An 18,781-nucleotide genomic window follows, 5' to 3' on the forward strand; every position below is an offset into this window, starting at 1 on the left:
TGCAACCTGATGCTCGAAGGACCGTCCGATCAGATTCTACTTGCTGGGATCTCAAGTTGGTTGGGCCGTCAGAACATTCCTGACCTCGAACGGCTTGATCTAAACCGCATCACGCTCGTGCCTGCGGGCGGTGTGAGTCAGGTACCGTATCTGATCTATCTGGCAAGGGGGCGGGACATCGAACGGCCAGCGGTGATAGCGCTTCTGGACGGCGATAAAGCAGGAAACGATGCTCGCGCGGCGATCCGTAAGGGTGGTGCTCGACGGAAGCCACTTATCTCCGACAACCTTGTACTGCAGCTTTCCGACACGGAACTCGACGGAGTCACAACCGACAACCCGCACGGCCGAGTTGCTATTGAGGACCTGGTTCCGACCGGCATCGCGGTCGCAGCTGCGGCTCGCTACTGCGCTGAGTTCGTCCCAGACATAGACGTCCCTGCGCTCGGGCTCACCGTCAGTTCTGTGTTCGGTGAGGACTCGGCGGAGCCGGCGAAGGCAGGTGCGAAGGGGACAATTGACGCGGTGGAGCAAGCGATCCGCAGGATTGCAGCAGAGGAGAACTTTGAGCTGAACAAGATTGGTTTCGCCCGGAGTGTGCTGAGTGTGCTGGTTGAACTCGCAAGTGAAGCCCCACAAGAGCGGGATCGTCAGGTCTTAGCTAAGAACTTCCGTCTTCTTTTCAGCGCCCTAGGTGTCAGGCAGCGAGCAGCTGTCCGTGCTGAGAGCGTCGAACGGGTCGCCAGTAGAATCAACCGTGCGCGAGATCGTTTCATGCGAGAGCATGTCTCCACAGCCACACGCGAACACGTGCTGTTGCTCATCGAGGAGATATCCGGGCAACTCGACGATTCGGAGGAAGCTGAAGATGTTCGGGCTGAGATGCGTTCGTGGAGAACGCGGTTCCATCTGAATGAGGACCCACGCGAGGTGATCGAAGATATCGAGAAGCTTCATACTGCACTCCGGTCACTCGCATACCTCGGAAAGCGCAATGCCGCGAGCGAGCCGACCACTCCTCACACGCCCACCCTCGACGCGGGGGACGGGACTCTGGTGATCGCCAGCAATGAAGATGTTTCGCAACTGTTGTCTAGGCCCTAGATGATTGATTCCTGGTGTTAGTGGTCGTAGGCGGTGAGGGATCGGCGGATGGTGGCGCCGATGGTGTCGTTGTGCCAGATCGCGGCGGTCAGGGCGAGGATGCGTTGGGCGATGCGGGCGCAGACTCCGGCTGCGGTGCGGCCGCCGTGCTGTTCGAGGTTGAGTTGCCCTTTGAGGGTGTCGTTGACTGATTCGATGATCTGCCGTAGTGGCTTGAGGAATCGTTGCCCTGGTCGGGGCTTCTCACCCTTGCGGGTCGGCCGGATGAGGGTGATGCCGGCCTCGGTCAGCTCGGTTTCGAATGCTGTGCTGTAGTAACCCTTGTCGGTGATGATCGTCAATTGTTCGGGCGGGATGCGATTGGTCAATCCTGTTGTGCCGGTGAGGATATCGTGCAATACCTCACGTTCGTTGGCCTTCGCTCCAGTTAATGCCCACCCGACGGGCACGCCATGCACGGTGGTCAGCAGATGCAGTCGCAGACCCCAAAAGAACCGCGAGTGCGACGCGCAGTAGCCGTACTCGGCCCACCCCGGCCAGCTCCGAGCGCAGCGCGGTCTCACGGGAGCGTCCGCACTCGACCGGGGTGGAGTCGGCCAGCAGTACGGTGTCGTCGCCGATACTGGTCATTGCGGTGAGGGTGGTACCGAGCCAGGCCATCACTGGGGCCAGATCGCGCAGGCGTTTGTTGTAGCCGGGTTGGTGCGGCACATACGGGAACATCCCGCTCAGATGCGTGCGGACATGTCGCAGCCACCGTCGTTCACTGGTGTGACCGAGCAGTGCCTGCATGACCGCGAGGGTGATCAGTTCGGCGTCGGTGATGGTGGCGGTGAACCCGCCAGCCGGTGTGGGTGTGACCCGCTCAGGGTGGGCTTTGAGGAGATCGTCACAGGTCACGTACAGTGCAGTGGCGAGGTCGTCCAGGTCGGTGTCCATATCGACTCCCTGTCGGTGTTGGGTTAGCAGCACCGATCCTGGACGATCCGCCCCTCAAATCCCACACGCCACACCGGCCACATCACCAGGAATCACTCATCTAGGTCACAGCCCTATTCGTCGTCACCGATCGCCATGAGGTCATCGGGGAACTCGTGCGAGTACACGTCGAGGGTGATTGACGGTTTTGAGTGACCGAGGATGCGTGAGACCTGCACCGGCGTCATGCCCTGACGGATCGCTGCAGTCGCGGCACTGTGTCGGAGGCCATGCACAGTGATCGACACGTCGGCCAGCGCAGCGGCCGGTTTGAACACCCGCGCCGACCAATTGCGGAGCCTCAGCGGCCCACCGTCGCGCTGTGCCAACACGAGCGCGTACTCATCGTCGGCGATGCCCGCACAGACCGCAGAGTTTTGAATATGGGCCGATAAACGCTGATGGACACCGACCGCAGATGAGCGAATATTCGCAGTAAATCGGTATAAGCTGCCAACGTCTGACAAAACACGAAAGCCCAGGATAGAGCGTTACACATAACTGGGGGTCAACTGGTCGCAGGTTCAAATCCTGTCAGCCCGACAAGAGTGACCAGCGTAAACACGCTGAATCAGAGTTATTGCGCAATAGCGGCTCGGCCTTCCGTTCGGAGGTCCGAGCCGCTGTTAGTCGCAAGGCCGGGTCTTGGGGTGTTCTCTGACTGGGGGGACTCTCACGTCAATGGTGGGCTCGTCGTGCTCTGGTAACCACACGTTGACAAGCACGAGATCAGTCTCGCCTGAGTACCGCCAACGTTCGTTCGACACGGCCTCGCATGATCCCGAAAGTCGGGGCATTGAAATACCCAATCGCGTGCAAAGTGGTCGCCAACCCGGTTATGGCCCTAGTTGATTCTCGATCTTCGGCGCATCGGACGAGTAATAGCCAGCAAAGAACAGGTCCCAAATCTCACCACTATTCAGTCTACGAATGGCCTCCCGGTTAGGGTGCGAAGATGATGGCCAAAATCGGTGGGCCGCCACGTCACCGCGGCCGAAGCGTGTCGCCGTTCCTCACTCTCGCGGATCAACTGAGTGAGCGATGACTTCCCTTGTCACGCATCCGAGCGCATGGTCGTTGATCAAGCCCATCGCCTGCATGAAGGCGAATGCCGTCGTCGGGCCGACAAACTTCCAGCCGCGCTTCTTGAGGTCTTTCGATAGTTTGACCGACGTCGGAGATGTGGACATCGTTTGAGGGACCGCAACTTCGTCGGGCTCGGGCGAGAAATTCCAGAAATAGGATGATATCGACCCAAATTCTTCCTCGAGGTCGATGGCCCGTTGAGCGTTGTTGACGACAGCTTCGATCTTTCCACGATGGCGGACGATTCCGGGATCGGCGAGCATTCGATCGACGTCGGGCGGAGTGAAGTCGGCGACGACGTGGAAGTCGAAGTTCGCGAAGGCCTTTCGGAAGTTGTCGCGCTTGACGAGAATTGTTCGCCAACTGAGGCCGGATTGGAAGGCTTCGAGCGCGAGTTTCTCGAATAGTCGTCGATCGTCGGCAACGGGAAATCCCCATTCCGTGTCGTGATAGTCGAGGAATTCGGGCGCTCCGCCGGACCAACCGCAGCGGGGTGATCCGTCGGGGCCGATGAATAGATCCACGTGTCGGTCTCTTTCGCAGGTCAGGCGTCAGGAGCGCCGGAGGTTGTCGGTGGTGTACACAGACAGTGACAGTATCGGTTGCGACGCACGCCTGATCGTCTCTGGGAGGCGACAGTCCTTAGATGTCGTCGAAGACAAATCGAGTAGTCGTTTCGGGCGACTGCTGCTAGCGTCAACGTCGTGATCGATATGGGACATCGAGCCAGGGTGGCGGGTTACAGGCCGTCGCCCCTGTTCGTCCTCATCCGGGGATAGCGGGCAGGGGCGCTTGATTCCTCGGAGGCTCGCGCCTTGTCCCGTACCGATGCCCATGTGGCTCTTTGTATTTGTCTGCACCGTGGCGACCTCGTTGCCCGCGCAACTCACGCATCCGCTCATGCCGTTTGCGATTTGCCCGCACGAGTGCCCTCTCCCGACGACCGGCATGCCACCAGATGCCGCTGGGAGTTGCAGTTCACCGGCATCCACGTGTGTTCGTGCTGGATGTGCCATGCCGGGCCACAACACCGCCAGTCGAATCGTGCCGAACGGCACTCGTCACGAGTGGCTCTTGCCGATGCAACCAAGATATGGCGAGGTGGGGACGATTCCGCGTTCGACGACGTCGTCTTCGTCGAATCGAGAGAATGGTGGTGACTGAGCTGGCGGTGCCGGGGTTTCGCGCTCGGCCGCACATCGTCGTCGCACCGCGTCGGCGAGTCGGTTAGTGATCTCCCCACTCTGTTCTCTGGGTCATCACCGCGAAAGGGGTTGCACCGCGGGTCGCTGACCCGACGGTAGTTTTGTCGACGGCAGACCTCGGCGAACGATTCGTTGTAACCAGTGGGACTCGTGGGGCGGGCGTAGTCCGACCCCATCGATTCGTTGTTGTCAGTGGGGCCGATGTGCCGGTGGGATTCACGCCGGAGTAACAGATGCCCGCGCAGCTTCCTGGCTGGCCGCCGTCAAAGACCATCCACGCGACATTCGACTCGGATTACATCCTCCGACACCGCGGAACCGTCGGATGAGTATCTGGAGTCGGATGTTCGGCCCTCGCTAGTCGTCTTCGGCTCCGGCGCGCAGCGAGTCCTCCAGGGCGGCGCGGGCCCCGGGGTCGACCGACGGTGCGGTGACCAGGAAGATCCGTCTTTCGAAGGTGCTGTCGTGCACGTCGATCGTCGCGAGGCCATCGAGGTGGGCGGGGAGCGCGAGCTCCGGCACCAGGGCGACACCGAAATCGGCGGCCACGTAGGCGGCGACGACCGCGTAGTCGTCGCTGCGGTTGGCGATCAGCGGCTCGAAGCCGGCCGCAGCGGCGGCACGAGACAGGGTGGCGTCCACGGGATCGGACGCCGCGGCGCCACCCACCCAGCGCTCCTCCGCGAGGTCGGCGAGGCGGACGCCGTCGCGTTCGGCGAGCCGGTGGGCGGACGGAGCGATGATCGACAGGCGTTCGCGCCGGACCGGGATCACCCGGAAGTCGGGCGGTAGGATCGCCCGGCGCCCGGGGGAGTCGTAGACGATCGCGGCATCCACCCTCAGGCTGACGACGGCGGCTAGCAGCGGATCGAGCTCGGCCTCCATCACGTCGGGCACGAACCCCGCGTCGTTCAGTGCGCGCACGACCCGGGGGAGCAGCCGGGCTCCCGCCGACGGGAAGACGCCGACGGCGATGCGGCGCCGGCCCGAGGCGACCATCGCCGCGACCTCTTCGAGCGCCCGGTCCGACCGGTTCAGGATGGCGATCGCGTGCGGCAGCATCGCCGCGCCAGCCGGGGTGAGGCGCGTGCCGTTGCTGTCGCTGGTGACCATCTCGGCGTTCAGAAGGCGCGTGAGTCCGCGTAGGTGGTGGGTCACCGTCGGCTGGCTCCATTGCAATGCCGCCGCGGCGCGCAGCACCGACCCGTGCTCCGCCACGGCACGCAACGCTCGCAACTGTCGAAGATCCAACATCTGGCTCCATATCAGCTATGGATAAGTCAAGAAATGTCGCTATTCCGTATGGTACGCGTCACTGCGAAGATTCATGCATGACTTCCATCACTCCCTACGCCAACGCCGTCCGTCGCTTCGCTGCCCGCGACCTGCAGCGCCTCAACGTGCCAGGTCACAGCGCCGACCCCGCAGCAGCGCCCCTCCTCGTCGACTTCTTCGGCGCCGAGGTGCTGCGATGCGACATCTCGCCCCTGCTCGACGGCATCGACAAGGGCGAGTCGAACCCGCTGGAGGAGGCCCGCGTCGCAGCCGCCCGTGCCTGGGGAGCCCGACGCACGTGGTTCCTCACGAACGGCGCGTCGGAGGCCAACCGGATGGCGGCCCTCGCGCTGTCGGCGTTCCGGTCTCCCGACGGCATCGTCGTGGCTCAGCGCAGCGCGCACTCCAGCTTCTTCGACGGCATCATCCTGGGCGGGCTCGATCCCCGCTTCGTTCAGCCGAACATCGACGAGAAGCACGGCATCAACCACGGCGTGACACCCGCCGCCATGCGGGAAGCGCTCGCGGCCGGCGATGCGAAGGCCGCGTACGTCATCAGCCCGAGCTACTTCGGCGCCGTCGCCGACGTGGAAGGCATCGCGGAGGTGTGCCACGAGGCCGGGGTTCCGCTCGTGGTCGACGCTGCGTGGGCGGCCCACTTCGGCTTCCACCCCGACCTGCCGGCCAACCCGCTCGCGTTGGGCGCCGACCTCGTCGTGTCGTCGACGCACAAGATGGGCGGCAGCCTCACCCAGTCGGCCATGCTGCACCTGGGCGAGGGGGAGTTCGCGGAGGAGTTGGAGCCGCTCATCGACCGCGCCTTCATGTTCACCCAGTCCACCAGCGCCAGCTCCCTGCTGCTCGCATCGCTCGACCTCGCCCGCGCCTCGCTCGAGGATGGGTACGAGCGGATCGCCACCTCGCTCGCCGCCGCGGAGGAACTCCGGGCCGCCGTGCGGGCAACTGGGTGTTTCCCGATCGTCAGCGACGGCTTCGACGAGTTCGACGACATCGTCGCGCACGACCCGCTGCGCGTGTCGATCGACGTCGGCGCGGCCGGGCTGCACGGGCACTCCGTCCGGGAGGAGCTCCTGCGTCGGGAGGGGATCATCACCGAGATCTCCACCGGCTCGTGCATCGTCGCCTTCGTCGGCCCCGGGACCACCCCGGACCCCGCCCGCTTCGTCGCGGCACTGAAGGGGCTGGAGCCCGTCGGCGAGCTCGCCGCGCGCGGCGAGGGTGGCCCGGTCGCCCTGCCCAAGCCGGGTGCGGCGGTCATGCGCCCGCGCGACGCGGCCTTCGCGCACACCGAGATCGTCCCGGCTCTCGACGCGGTCGGACGCGTGTCGGCGGACTCGCTGGCGGCATATCCGCCCGGCATCCCCAACGTCCTGCCCGGCGAAGTGCTCACCGCCGAAGCCATCACCTTCCTCCGCAGCATCGCGGCGACCCCGGGCGGGTACGTCCGCGGCGCCGTCGACGGCCTGGTCGACAGCGTTCGCGTGGTCGTCGGGGCCCCGGTCGCCGGTGCCCAGCACTGAGGCGATTGCGCCTCGCAACGTGGTGTCCACGGGTTAGCTTGTGTGCAACTCGACGGACGCGAAGAACGTGTCGGATCGCCGATCCGGCCGCTGTCCGATGGGCGATAAGCAAACAGGCCGTCGCCCCTGAAGAACGGGTAACAATGTGACAACCATCAGCCAACAACTCCTGAGGCGCAAGCCGATCGGGCCGGACACGAGCTCGCCGCTGGCGCGCACGATCGGCCTCTTCCCACTCATGGCCATCGGCATCAGCTGCACGATCGGCACCGGCATCTTCTTCATCATGTCGCAGGCCGTGCCCATGGCCGGGCCCGCCGTGATCTGGTCGTTCGTGATCGCCGGCGTCGTCGCCGGCCTCACCGCGCTGTGCTACGCGGAGCTCGCCGGCGCCGTGCCGGTGTCGGGGTCGACCTACTCCTACGCATACGCGACGATGGGCGAGGGCACGGCGATGATCGTCGGCGCCTGCCTACTGCTGGAGTACGCGGTGTCGGCCGGGGCCGTCGCCGTCGGCTGGTCGCAGTACCTGAACGAGCTACTCGGCAACCTGTTCAATATTCAGCTGCCTCACGCGCTGGTCAACGCGCCCGAGGAGGGCGGCATCGTCAACCTCCCCGCGGTGGTGCTGATCGCGCTCTGCGCGGTGCTGCTCATCCGCGGCACCAAGGAGTCCGTGGTCACCAACGCGATCATGGTGTGCGTCAAGATCGCCGTGCTGCTGTTCTTCATCGCCGTCGGCATCACCGGCTGGAACTCCGACCACTTCGCGAACTTCGCCCCGTACGGGATCAGCGGCGTCGCGGCGGGCGCGGGCGTGATCTTCTTCTCCTTCATCGGCCTCGACGCCGTGTCGACGGCCGGCGAGGAGGCGAAGAATCCCAAGCGCAACCTCCCGCTCGCCATCATGCTCGCCCTCCTCGTCGTGATCGCCCTGTACATCGGCGTCGCGCTGGTCGCGATCGGCGCGCAGCCGGCGTCGCAGTTCGAAGGACAGGAGGCGGGGCTCTCCGCGATCCTCGCGGACGTGGTCGGCAGTTCCTGGCCCGCGACGGTGCTCGCGATCGGCGCGGTCATCTCGATCTTCAGCGTCACGCTGGTCACCCTGTACGGCCAGACCCGCATCCTCTTCGCGATGTCCCGTGACGGCATGATCCCCAAGGTGTTCGGCCAGGTCAACGCGCGTACGTTCACCCCGGTCCGCAACACCCTGATCGTGTCGGCCGTCGTCGCGGTGCTCGCCGGCGTGATCCCGATCAACTTCCTGGCCGAGATGACCAGCATCGGCACTCTCGCCGCCTTCCTCGTGGTGTCGATCGGCCTGATCATCCTGCGCCGCCGCGAGCCCGACCTGGAGCGTGGGTTCAAGGTGCCGCTGTATCCGCTGACGCCGATCCTGTCGATCGCGGGATGCATCTGGATCATCAGCCAGCTTCGTCCGGTCACGATCGTGGTGTTCGTGGTCTGGAGTGCGGTGTTCCTCGCCTTCTACTTCCTCTACGGCCGACGTAAGTCCGCGCTGGAGCCGGGCAACTCCGTCCTGGAGCCGGAGGTGCCGATCACCGCGGCCGTGCACGTCGAGAAGGACGAGCGATGAGTCTCCTCGTCGGCGTCGACACCGGGCGTCGATCCTCTGCCGCACTGGCCCTCGCGGCTCAGCTGGCGAACTCTCTCGACACCGACCTGATCGTGGCGGCGGTCATCGCCTCGGCGTGGCCGCCGATGCGAGGCAACGTCGAACACGAGTGGCGGGTGCACAACCGCGACGCCGCGGACGTCGTACTCGAGCACGCGGCGACTGTGCTCGGCGATCAGGTTCAGGCGCGCTACGTCGTGCACGAATCGGCGTCGTCTCGCCGGGGGCTGCTCGAACTCGCCGAGTCCGAGCAGCCGGCGGTGCTGGTGTTGGGCTCGGCGGCGACCGGCCAGCACGGTCGGATCGCGCTCGGGGCCGTCTCCGAGGCGCTCCTGCGGGCGTGCCCCGTACCCATCGCGATCGCCCCCGTCGGGTACCGCGGACGGGTCGCCTCCCACATCACGCGGCTGACCGCCGCCTACGGTGGCTCGGAGGCGGCGGAGGAGCTCGTGTTGGGTGCCGCGCCCATCGCTGCGCGGGCGGGCGGCACCCTTCGGCTCGCTTCGTTCGCAGTCCGTCCGGACGCGGAGTTCGGCATCCTCGCGCGCATCGGCGCAAGGTCGGAGGATCCAGTCCTGCGCGAGTGGGCGGCGCGGATCCGCGCGCACGCGTCGGAGATCCTCGACGAGGTCGAAGACCTCGCGGCACGACCCGAGCTGGAGGACGTCGCGATCGGCATCGGAGAATCGTGGGCCGAGGCCATCGAGGACATCGGCTGGCGGGACGGCGATCTGCTCATGATCGGCTCGAGCGGTGTGAACCCACTCGCATGGGTCTTCGTCGGCTCACACGGGATGAAGATCGTGCGCAACGCCCCGGTACCCGTCATCGTCGTGCCCCGCTCGGTTTCGTGGGCGTGACGGCTACGAGTCTCCTCTGACCGTGAGACTCCTTTGACGCGGTCAACGAGATCGGCGCCCGATCTGCGAGCAGATCGGGGTGCGCTGACTTGACCCACCGACGACACGGACCCCGCCGAGCAACTCGGCGGGGTCCGTTGTCTGTCGGTCAGCGTGCCAGGAGTGCGACCGCGAGGTGTGCGCCCCGCCGCACCCAGCCGCACCCGGTCGGCGGTCCGGTTGTCGGACTAGTCCGACTTCTGCACGGCGTGGCCGCCGAACTGGTTGCGCAGCGCCGACACTGCCTTCATCGCGGGGGAGTCCTGCTGGCGGCTTCCGAACCTGGCGAACAGCGCCGACGAGATCACATGCGCGGGAACCGAGTGCCGGATCGCCTCTTCGACGGTCCATCGACCCTCGCCGGAATCGTCGGTATAGCCGGTGATCTCAGCCAGACCGGGATCCTCCTCCAGCGCCTTGATCAACAGGTCGAGCAGCCAGGACCGCACAACGGTTCCCTTGCTCCACGCCCGAAGGGTCTCCGGGACGTTCTCGATCAGAGGTTCGGCGGTGAGGATCTCGTAGCCCTCCGCGTAGGCGTGCATCAGGCCGTACTCGATGCCGTTGTGAATCATCTTGGCGTAGTGGCCCGCGCCGACCGGCCCGGCATGTGCGAATCCGTCTTCGCGAGGACCTTCCGGTCGCAGGGCGTCGAAGATCGGCATGGCCGTCGCGACGTCGGCGGGTGAGCCGCCGACCATCAGCCCGTATCCGTTCTCCTTGCCCCAGATGCCGCCCGACACACCACAGTCGAGGTAACCGATTCCGTGTTCGGCGAGCAGATCCGCATTGGGTTGATCGTCGGTGTACTTGGAGTTGCCGCCGTCGATGACGAGGTCTCCCTCGGAGAGAATCCCGGCGAGTTCGACCACGGTGTCACGAGTGGGGTCGCCGGCCGGGACCATGATCCACACGACACGCGGGCCGTCGAGCCGGTCGGCGAGGGCTTGCAGCGACTCAACGTCGGTGACTTCCGGTCGGGGGTCGAAGCCGATGACTTCGTGTCCGGCCGCGCGGATGCGGTCCCGCATGTTGTTGCCCATTTTGCCGAGACCGATCAGACCCAACTGCATAGCTTCGCCTTCCGTTGACACCGAGGAACGGTCTCATTGTCCACGACGGCGGCGCCGTTCGTTCGGCGACTCGACGAGGGTCTTCGCGACGAACGATCGGTCACGGTGCGCGAGTGAGCCACGGATCGCCGGTGACGTCGGCCACACTGCGACGTCGACGATCGGCTCGGGAGCCGACGCCCTTTCCGACGGCGATGATCGAGCGGATCGTCCAGCCGTAGTCGGGGGCCAGGCATGCGGTGAGTCCGTCGAGGTCGAAAGCCCGGAATTGGTGACAGGCCAGCCCCATCGCCTGCGCTTGAATCGTCAGATGCGCGACGGCTTGGCCGAGGTCGTAGTCGGCGAACTCGGAATAGGCGATGTCGTCGTCGACCCAGAGTCGTGCGGCGGTGACGACGAGCGCGCTCGCGTCGAGCGCCCACGCGGCGGAACTCGGCGCGAGGTGCGGCACGACGCGTCGATGATCGTCGTCGCCGCGTCGAGCGGGCAGAAAGCCCCACGGTTGCGAGTTGCCCGCCGACGGTGCCCAGCGCGCGGCGTCGAGCAACGCGGTCAGCGCGGGATCGTCGAGCACGTGCGTGGCGTCGAAGCTGCTGGGACTGAATCGGCCGCTCAACAGCGGATGCAGGTGTGGTTGAGCTTGGACGTCCATGCCGAGTCCAACCGCCGTCCCGAGCGCGATGTTCCACCGCGGCACCCGACCTCGCGACCGTGCCGGCGAAATTGAGATGTCTCGGTCGCGCGGCGGTCGAAGGAACGACAATGTCGGGGTGAGATTCGATACTGAACGAGCGGGTCGCCTGGTCCGAACGATCCGGCGCTCGCCCGGACGCTATCGGGAGTTCGACGCCGCGGGACTGCTCGACGGACTGGATGCGGCCGGGCGGGTCCGGCGGTTCGTGCAGCTCTCGCGCCTGGTCGACTCCGGAATCGGGACCGATCGCCTGATCGACGCGGCGAACGAGGGACGACTCGCCCACCTGGTGATGCGCGATGCGCTGATCCAACGCCCGAGATACACGCTCGAAGAGGTGGCGGCCAAGTCGGGGGTGTCGGTCACCGACGTCGAGCGATGGTTCCGGGCGATGGGCAGGGGGGTGTCCTCGCGGGTGAACCCCGACTACAACGACGCCGACCTGCAGTTGGCGCATGTACTCGTCGAGTACCGCGAATTGGGCTTGCTGGAAAAGGAACTGTTCGCCGCCGCGCGAGTGCTCGGGCGACACCTGTGGGCGGTCGCCGACGCCGTCGAAGTGCTGGTGGAGCTGCGACTGAGCGTCGTCGGCGATAACTCCGACGTCGCGGTGCGGATGGCCGCCGAGGTGCGGCGTCTGGCTGTTCTGCAGTCGAACATCGTCGAGCATCTGATGGCCACTCGGCTGGAGGCCTCGACACTGGCGACCGATCACGGCGCCGGGCCTCGGCACGAACTCGCCGTCGGGTTCGCCGATCTCGTCGGGTTCACCCGCCTCGGCGAGCTCACCGAGCCGACGGTGTTGGCCGAGCTGGCCGAGCAACTCGACCGGTTGACCACCGAGACGGTCGAGGCGCCCGTCCGGTTCGTGAAGACGGTCGGGGATGCGGTGATGGTGATCTCTCCGGATGCCGAGGCGATCGCCGACATGTTCCGGCGGTTGTTCGCGGCTGCGGCCGACGAGGGACTGCCGCCGCTGCATGCCGGAATCGCCTGGGGCCCCGCCCTGCCGCGCGCCGGCGATTGGATCGGTCGGACGGTGAATCTCGCCGCCCGGGTGTCCGCCGTCGCGACGCGGGGCACCATCCTCGTCGACCAGGACATGCACGAGCGGTTGGATGCGACGCGCTTTCCGCAAGAGGAAGCCGGGACCTTCGACCTCAAAGGCTACGACGGCGCGCGCCAGTTGTACCGCTTGGTCCGATGACCCGCGCGTGCGAGAGTGATCGAGTGATCAAGGTTCTCGCATTCGACACCTTCGGTACCGTCACCGACTGGCATTCCGGCGTCAGCCGCGTGCTCGCCGACGTCTTCCCCGGCGTCGACGCCTCGCTGCTCGCCCTGCAGTGGCGACTCACCTATGCGCCGACGCTGGCCGAGGTGGAAGCGGGTGCGCGCGAGTGGTCGCTGCTCGACGACCTGCATCGTGAGCAACTTGATCGAGTGCTGCGTGAGAACCACGGGATCAGTCCGTCCGTCGAGCAGCTCGACGCCGCGGTCCATGCCTGGCACGTCATTCCCGGATGGCCCGACGCCGCTGACAGCATCCGCCGCCTCAAGACCCGGTTCGTCGTGTCGGCGCTGAGCAACGGCAACGTCGCGTTGCTCACGGAAATGGCCAAACACAACGGATTCGAGTGGGACTTCATCGGTGGCGCGGATCTGTGGCGGCACTACAAACCCGCTCCGCAGGTGTACCTGGGGATTGTCGAGTTGATGCAGGCCGAGCCGCACGAGGTCTTGATGGTCGCGACCCATGTCAGTGACCTGGAGGCGGCGCGCTCGTGTGGTCTGCAGACCGCCTACGTGGAGCGGCCGCTGGAGTGGGGACCGGTCGACAAGCCGGAGAGCCGCTGTGACGACGACCTGTTCCACGCGACGGGGATGGACGATCTCGCTGATCAACTGGGGTGTTGACGTCGGGTCTCAGGCCCGGGCGAACGGCCCGACGTAGATGAGCGCGGTGTTGATCAGAACGACCAGTGCCCACAGTGTGGTCGCGGCGAGATTCTGCGTGATCAGGTAGGTCGCGACGACGCTCGATCCTAGGACGAGTGCTTTGACCGCGATCGCGAGTGCGGCGACGTCGAAAGTCGCTTCCGGTGCGGCGAACAGACCCCACAGGACCATCGCGGTACCGACGGTCGCAATGACGGCGATCAGTCGCACCAGGGTGGTCTGCGGGCTCAATTGCCAGGCCGCGATGCCCAGTGCGAGCAATGCGGCGATCTCGATGAGGAAGGCGACTATGTCGTTGGCATTGACGTCGTGGGTCATGTCGGTATCCTTTGCTGATTGTTGAGAGCGGTGCTCTCTATTTAGTGAAGCACGGGCCCGAGTGGATAGCAAGAGCAGTGCTCTCTATTTGAGTGGACGTCGGTGCGTTGACGTAGCGTGGGTCGGATGACCGCATCGTCGGACGAGGTAGTCGTGCTGACTGCGCGTATCGCGGAACTCGAGGCTGAGCTCGCCGTCGTGCGTGCGCGGTTGAACGTGCTGATCGACCGAACTGTCGAGGGTGCGTCCGCCTGCGGGATCACATCGGCGTCGTCGCCCGCCGACAAACTCGCCCTGTTTCGGCAGCGATTCGCAGGTCGGGACGACGTCTACGCGGTGCGTTGGACGAGTAAGAAGACCGGAAAGAGCGGGTGGAGTCCCGCCGTACGGGGTGGCTTCTATCGAGGTGACGAATCCGACGCCGACCATCTGTCGCTCACCGACGACGTCGTCGAGCGTCATCTGCGCGGAGGCAGCGATTATCACGTCGGGCTCTACCCAATGATCGCCGACGACATGTGCAGGCTGCTGGTCTGCGACTTCGACGACGAGTCCTGGCGGCACGATGCGGCCGCCTACGCAAACGAGTGCCGACGCGCCGGTCTGCAGGTGCTCGCGGAGATTTCGCGCTCAGGCGAGGGAGCCCACGTGTGGCTGTTCTTCAATGAGGCAGTACCGGCGGCGACGGCTAGAGTGGCTGGGCTGGGCCTGCTACATGCGGCGATGGCTCGGGTGCCGGGGATGTCGTTCGCAAGTTACGACCGATTCTTTCCGTCACAAGACACGCTGCCGGAACGGTCCACTGGCCGGGGACGCCTGGGAAATCTCATTGCCTTGCCGTTGCAGGGCGACTGTCGACGTCGGGCGACGTCGGTATTCGCCGATCCTGAGACGTGGCAGCCGTTCGGTGATCAGTTTGCTGCGCTCGCGGCCTGCGCGCCGGCCACGTTCGCGCAGCTCAACGAGCTGGCGACGTCGTTGGCGACACCGCGTGTCGGTCCTTCTCACATGCTTGCCCGCCGACCGAAACGCGCTACTATCCGGGCGTCGGCCAAGGTCATGGCCGGCCAGAAGCTCACGGTGCGACGTGACTCCATGGTGCATGTGCCGACCGCGGCGTTGCCGAGCGCCGTGGTCACCGAGCTCAAGCACATGGCTTCGGTGGCGAATCCAGAGTTCTATCGCAAGCAAGCGCAACGATTCAGCACTTTCGGTACGCCGCGGTTCGTGACGTGTTTCGAACACGATGAGGGTGAACTGCGGTTGCCGCGAGGCCTGAGCGACGAGGCCGTGACTCTGCTCAATGACGCCGGGTTCACCGTGTCGGTGGACATCGACCGGCGCGCACACCACGCGATCGACATCGAATTCACCGGTGAGCTGCGGCCGTCGCAGCAATCGGCGGTAGACGCGCTGCTGGCTCACGACATGGGCGTGCTAGTGGCACCGCCGGGGTCGGGCAAAACCGTGATCGCGTGTGCACTGATCGCCCATCGGCGGGTGCCGTCGGCGATTCTGGTCAACCGTGCGGATTTGGTAGTGCAATGGCGAGAGCGGTTGCAGCAGTTCTTGTCGCTCGAGGAAAAGCAGATCGGACAACTCGGTGCGGGCAGACGCAAACGACGGTTGACCGTGGACATCATCATGATGCAGTCGATCGGCCACCGAGCCGGTGACCCGTCGATCCTCGAGGACTACGGGCAATTGATCGTCGACGAATGCCATGGCGTCGCAGCACCTGCCATCGAAGCAGCATTGCGGCAGGTCGACGTGCCGCTGTGGACCGGGCTCACCGCGACTCCCTACCGCGCCGACCAGCTCGACGGACTGATCACGATGCAGTGCGGGCCTATTCGACACGAGATCGAGCAGGCCGTGCACGGTACCCGGCGACTGATAGTGCACGACACAGTGTTCACCACGGGCAGCGACGGTGCATCTATCCAGGTCATCTATTCGGAGCTGGCCGCCGACACCAGTCGCAACGAGACGATCATCGGCCACATCGTCGACGCTGCTGAGTCTTCGCGTACGTGTCTGGTGCTGACAAGCCGCCTGGAACACCTGGATGCACTCGCCTCGGGTGTCACGTCGCGATGCGGCATCGAGGTCGTCAGTCTGCACGGCCGACTGAGTCCCGCACAGCGACGCGAGATCCGGGCTCGGCTCACCGCGCTCGACGATGCCGGGACACCGTTCGTCCTAGTCGCCATCGACAAGATCGCTGGCGAGGGGCTGGATCTACCCACCCTCGACACGTTGTTCCTCACGGTTCCGGTCTCGTTCAAGGGAAGAGTGATTCAACAGATCGGGCGGGTGACACGTGGAACCGAGTCCGCCGCGATCGTGCACGACTACCGCGACAGTGCGGTGCCGGTGCTCGAGCGCATGCACCGACGCCGGCGCGCGGTGATGGCGAAGGAGGGATTCGAGGAGATGTCGTAGGCCACGGTTATGGTGGCGGCGTTCGGTGCAACAGCCGTTGCGCGGTAGCAGTCTGGAGGTCTGCGGATGACAGCTGACAGGGGGCCCGCGGTCATCGAGGTTCGTGGGGCGCGAGTGCACAACCTGCGCAACGTCGACGTCGATGTGCCGTTGGGACAGATGGTCGCCATCGCCGGGGCGTCCGGGTCCGGCAAGTCGTCGCTGGCCATGGGAGTGCTCTACGCCGAGGGGTCGCGGCGCTACATCGAGGCACTGTCAACGTATACCCGGCGTCGGATGTCGCACGCCGCACGCGCAGCGGTGGACGAGGTTCGCCACGTGCCGGCCGCGTTGGCGTTGCGTCAGCGTCCGGGCGTCCCGAATGTGCGTTCGACGTTCGGGACGTCGAGCGAATTGCTCAACGTGCTGCGCGTGATGTTCTCTCGGCTGGCATCACATCGATGTCCCAACGGGCACTATCTTGCTCCGACGATCGACGTCGCGGCCGACCTCGAACTCGTCTGCCCGGCGTGCGGAGCACGATTCCGGCCACCGGGGGCCGAATCACTCGCCTTCAACTCCGACGGTGCCTGCCCGACCTGCACGGGGACCGGGACCATCCGCGACGTCGACGATGCCGCCCTGATCCCCGATCCGGACAGGACCATCGCCGACGGCGCCGTCGCGCCTTGGTCGATGTTCGGACTGACGGTGATGCCGCAGGTAGTAGGCGAAATGGGGGTTCGCACCGACGTCCCGTACTCCGCGCTGTCCGACGCCGAACGCGGCATCGTTCTGCACGGACCGTCGGAGAAGCGGCACATCACGGTGCCGTCGAAGAGCGGCAAACTCTTCGAACTCAACGTCACCTATCGCAATGCGCGACTCGCGGTGCAGGAAGCGCTGGACAAGGCCACCACCGAACGGGGACTGTCGCGGGTCAACCGCTTCATCACGACCCGGACGTGCCCCGACTGCCAGGGCACACGACTGTCGGAGCAGGCGCGGGCGCCACGGATCGACGGGCGAAACCTCGCCGAGGTCACCGCATTGTCGCTCGACGCCGTGGTCGGCTGGGCGCCCACCGTCGTCGACGAGCTGCCCGCCGAGATGCGTGCGATGGCACGGCAGCTCGTCGACCAGTTGCTGGCGATGGCCCGACGACTGAGCGAACTCGGTCTCGGCTACCTCACCCTGGATCGGGCCGGTGCGACGCTGTCGACCGGCGAGCGGCAGCGTGTTCACCTCGCCCGCGCCGTGCGCAACCAGACCACCGGCGTGCTCTACGTTCTCGATGAGCCGTCGATCGGCCTGCATCCGGCCAACATCACCGGTCTGCTCGGTGTGATCCGCGATCTGCTGGCCGACGGCAATTCCGTGGTCGTCGTCGATCACGACGTCGACGTGCTGCGCGACGCGGACTGGCTCATCGAGATCGGGCCGGGGTCGGGCGGTGACGGTGGGACCGTGGTGGCGACCGGCCCGGTGACGTCGGTCGCAGCGGATCCGTCGTCGAAGATCGGCCCGTTTCTCGCCGGCGCACAAGGCGCGGTGATTCGGCAACGGGCGTCGGCGTCGGGATTGTTCAGCGCAGGCAAGATCACGCTGGTGACCGAACCGATCCACACCGTGCACGGGCTCACCGTCGACTTTCCGCGGCAACGCCTGACGACCGTCACCGGGGTGTCCGGCTCGGGGAAGACCACGTTGGTACTGGAGAGCCTGGTTCCCGCGGTCCGGGACACGCAGCGCCCCGCACATGTCCGTACGGTCGACGGTGCGAGCATCGACCGCGTGAACGTCGTAGACGCGACGCCGATCGGCGCCAACGTGCGATCCACCATCGCGACGTACAGCGGGGTCCTCGACGACCTACGCCGCGCCTACGCCGACACCGAAGCCGCACGCACACGGGGTCTGAAAGCCGCGGACTTCTCCTACAACACGGGCAGATTGCGATGCCCGCGATGTGAGGGCACCGGGCAGATCGTGCTCGACGTCCAGTTTCTGCCCGACGTCGACATCGATTGCCCCGACTGCGGCGGCAGCAGATATGGGCCCGAGGCGGCCGAGATCCTTCGGCCGACGCCCGATGGTCCGCCGGTGTCGTTGCCGTCGTTGCTCGCGATGAGTGTGACGAGCGCACTCGATCGGATCGACCTCGGACGCGTCCGGAAGAAGTTGCACACACTGGTCGAACTGGGACTCGGCTATCTCACGCTGGGAGAATCGACGCCCGCGCTGTCGGGCGGCGAAGCGCAGCGACTCAAACTGGCCGCCGAACTGGGGCGCGATCAGTCGAGCACGATGTTCGTTCTCGACGAGCCGAGCGTCGGGCTGCACCCCCTCGACACGCGGGTCTTGCTCGGCGTCCTCGATCGGCTGATCGACAAGGGAGCGACGATCGTGGTCATCGAGCACGACCTCGACATGATCGCCAACTCCGACTACGTCATCGACATGGGACCGGGTGGAGGTGCGGCGGGTGGGCGAATAGTGGCCACCGGCACCGCGGGGCAGGTGGCCGGCGATCAGCGCAGCGTGACCGGCCGATTCCTGCGTGCGCGGCTCGCCGAAGGAGGCTGACGG

The 18,781-nt window shown here is 65.6% G+C and carries 14 protein-coding genes and 1 pseudogene; 8 read left to right on the forward strand and 7 right to left on the reverse strand.

What is annotated here, in order from left to right; translation table 11 throughout:
- The first annotated feature begins 9 nt into the window (after nt 1-9).
- Nucleotides 10-1,104, forward strand: a complete 1,095-nt coding sequence (locus HH308_RS03415) for a toprim domain-containing protein (protein ID WP_170192774.1) — start codon at nt 10-12, stop codon at nt 1,102-1,104.
- A gap of 17 nt (nt 1,105-1,121) precedes the next feature.
- Here the strand turns inward: HH308_RS03415 and HH308_RS03420 are convergent.
- The 4 genes and pseudogenes from HH308_RS03420 to HH308_RS03435 form a co-directional block, all read right to left on the reverse strand.
- A pseudogene (locus HH308_RS03420) lies at nt 1,122-2,043 on the reverse strand (IS982 family transposase).
- 113 nt (nt 2,044-2,156) lie between these two features.
- Entirely contained in the window at nt 2,157-2,549 is a 393-nt protein-coding gene (locus HH308_RS03425; protein WP_170192775.1) for a tyrosine-type recombinase/integrase, read from the reverse strand.
- A 546-nt stretch (nt 2,550-3,095) separates the two neighbouring features.
- Nucleotides 3,096-3,692, reverse strand: a complete 597-nt coding sequence (locus HH308_RS03430) for a DNA-3-methyladenine glycosylase I (RefSeq protein ID WP_170192776.1) — start codon at nt 3,690-3,692, stop codon at nt 3,096-3,098.
- Nucleotides 3,693-4,730: 1,038 nt separating this feature from the next.
- Nucleotides 4,731-5,627 carry a LysR family transcriptional regulator gene (locus HH308_RS03435; RefSeq protein ID WP_170192777.1) on the reverse strand — a complete coding sequence of 299 codons (897 nt, stop codon included), beginning with the start codon at nt 5,625-5,627 and terminating at the stop codon, nt 4,731-4,733.
- A 77-nt stretch (nt 5,628-5,704) separates the two neighbouring features.
- Between HH308_RS03435 and HH308_RS03440 the strand changes: the two genes are divergently transcribed.
- The 3 genes from HH308_RS03440 to HH308_RS03450 all read left to right on the forward strand — a co-directional run bounded on the left by HH308_RS03440 (nt 5,705) and on the right by HH308_RS03450 (nt 9,685).
- Nucleotides 5,705-7,189 carry an aminotransferase class I/II-fold pyridoxal phosphate-dependent enzyme gene (locus HH308_RS03440; RefSeq protein WP_170192778.1) on the forward strand — a complete coding sequence of 495 codons (1,485 nt, stop codon included), beginning with the start codon at nt 5,705-5,707 and terminating at the stop codon, nt 7,187-7,189.
- A gap of 145 nt (nt 7,190-7,334) precedes the next feature.
- The gene (locus HH308_RS03445) at nt 7,335-8,786 is read left to right on the forward strand and encodes an amino acid permease (RefSeq protein ID WP_170192779.1); all 1,452 of its coding nucleotides are present in this window, start codon (nt 7,335-7,337) and stop codon (nt 8,784-8,786) included.
- Entirely contained in the window at nt 8,783-9,685 is a 903-nt protein-coding gene (locus HH308_RS03450; protein WP_170192780.1) for a universal stress protein, read from the forward strand. The genes HH308_RS03445 and HH308_RS03450 overlap by 4 nt, the downstream gene beginning before the upstream one ends.
- A gap of 227 nt (nt 9,686-9,912) precedes the next feature.
- Here the strand turns inward: HH308_RS03450 and gnd are convergent, their stop codons facing one another.
- Nucleotides 9,913-10,818 (reverse strand): phosphogluconate dehydrogenase (NAD(+)-dependent, decarboxylating), encoded by a 906-nt coding sequence (gene gnd / locus HH308_RS03455; RefSeq protein ID WP_312870330.1) that lies wholly within the window; start codon nt 10,816-10,818, stop codon nt 9,913-9,915.
- 79 nt (nt 10,819-10,897) lie between these two features.
- Entirely contained in the window at nt 10,898-11,449 is a 552-nt protein-coding gene (locus HH308_RS03460) for a nitroreductase family protein (protein WP_170192782.1), read from the reverse strand.
- A gap of 118 nt (nt 11,450-11,567) precedes the next feature.
- On the opposite strand from HH308_RS03460, the gene HH308_RS03465 reads away from it, so the two are divergent.
- Together HH308_RS03465 and HH308_RS03470 are read left to right on the forward strand one after the other, a co-directional pair.
- Entirely contained in the window at nt 11,568-12,698 is a 1,131-nt protein-coding gene (locus HH308_RS03465) for an adenylate/guanylate cyclase domain-containing protein (protein WP_312870331.1), read from the forward strand.
- Nucleotides 12,699-12,721: 23 nt separating this feature from the next.
- Nucleotides 12,722-13,408 carry a haloacid dehalogenase type II gene (locus tag HH308_RS03470; RefSeq protein ID WP_312870332.1) on the forward strand — a complete coding sequence of 229 codons (687 nt, stop codon included), beginning with the start codon at nt 12,722-12,724 and terminating at the stop codon, nt 13,406-13,408.
- A 9-nt stretch (nt 13,409-13,417) separates the two neighbouring features.
- Here the strand turns inward: HH308_RS03470 and HH308_RS03475 are convergent, their stop codons facing one another.
- Nucleotides 13,418-13,768 carry a DUF2568 domain-containing protein gene (locus HH308_RS03475; RefSeq protein WP_170192784.1) on the reverse strand — a complete coding sequence of 117 codons (351 nt, stop codon included), beginning with the start codon at nt 13,766-13,768 and terminating at the stop codon, nt 13,418-13,420.
- Nucleotides 13,769-13,894: 126 nt separating this feature from the next.
- Between HH308_RS03475 and HH308_RS03480 the strand changes: the two genes are divergently transcribed.
- Both HH308_RS03480 and HH308_RS03485 read left to right on the forward strand, forming a co-directional pair.
- Nucleotides 13,895-16,213: a DEAD/DEAH box helicase gene (locus HH308_RS03480; RefSeq protein WP_170192785.1), complete on the forward strand. Its 2,319-nt coding sequence runs from the start codon at nt 13,895-13,897 to the stop codon at nt 16,211-16,213.
- A gap of 66 nt (nt 16,214-16,279) precedes the next feature.
- The gene (locus tag HH308_RS03485; RefSeq protein WP_170192786.1) at nt 16,280-18,778 is read left to right on the forward strand and encodes an excinuclease ABC subunit UvrA; all 2,499 of its coding nucleotides are present in this window, start codon (nt 16,280-16,282) and stop codon (nt 18,776-18,778) included.
- Nucleotides 18,779-18,781 lie beyond the last annotated feature (3 nt).

Origin of the sequence: Gordonia asplenii, assembly GCF_012933505.1 — a bacterium.
GTDB classification, from domain to species: Bacteria; Actinomycetota; Actinomycetes; order Mycobacteriales; family Mycobacteriaceae; genus Gordonia; species Gordonia asplenii.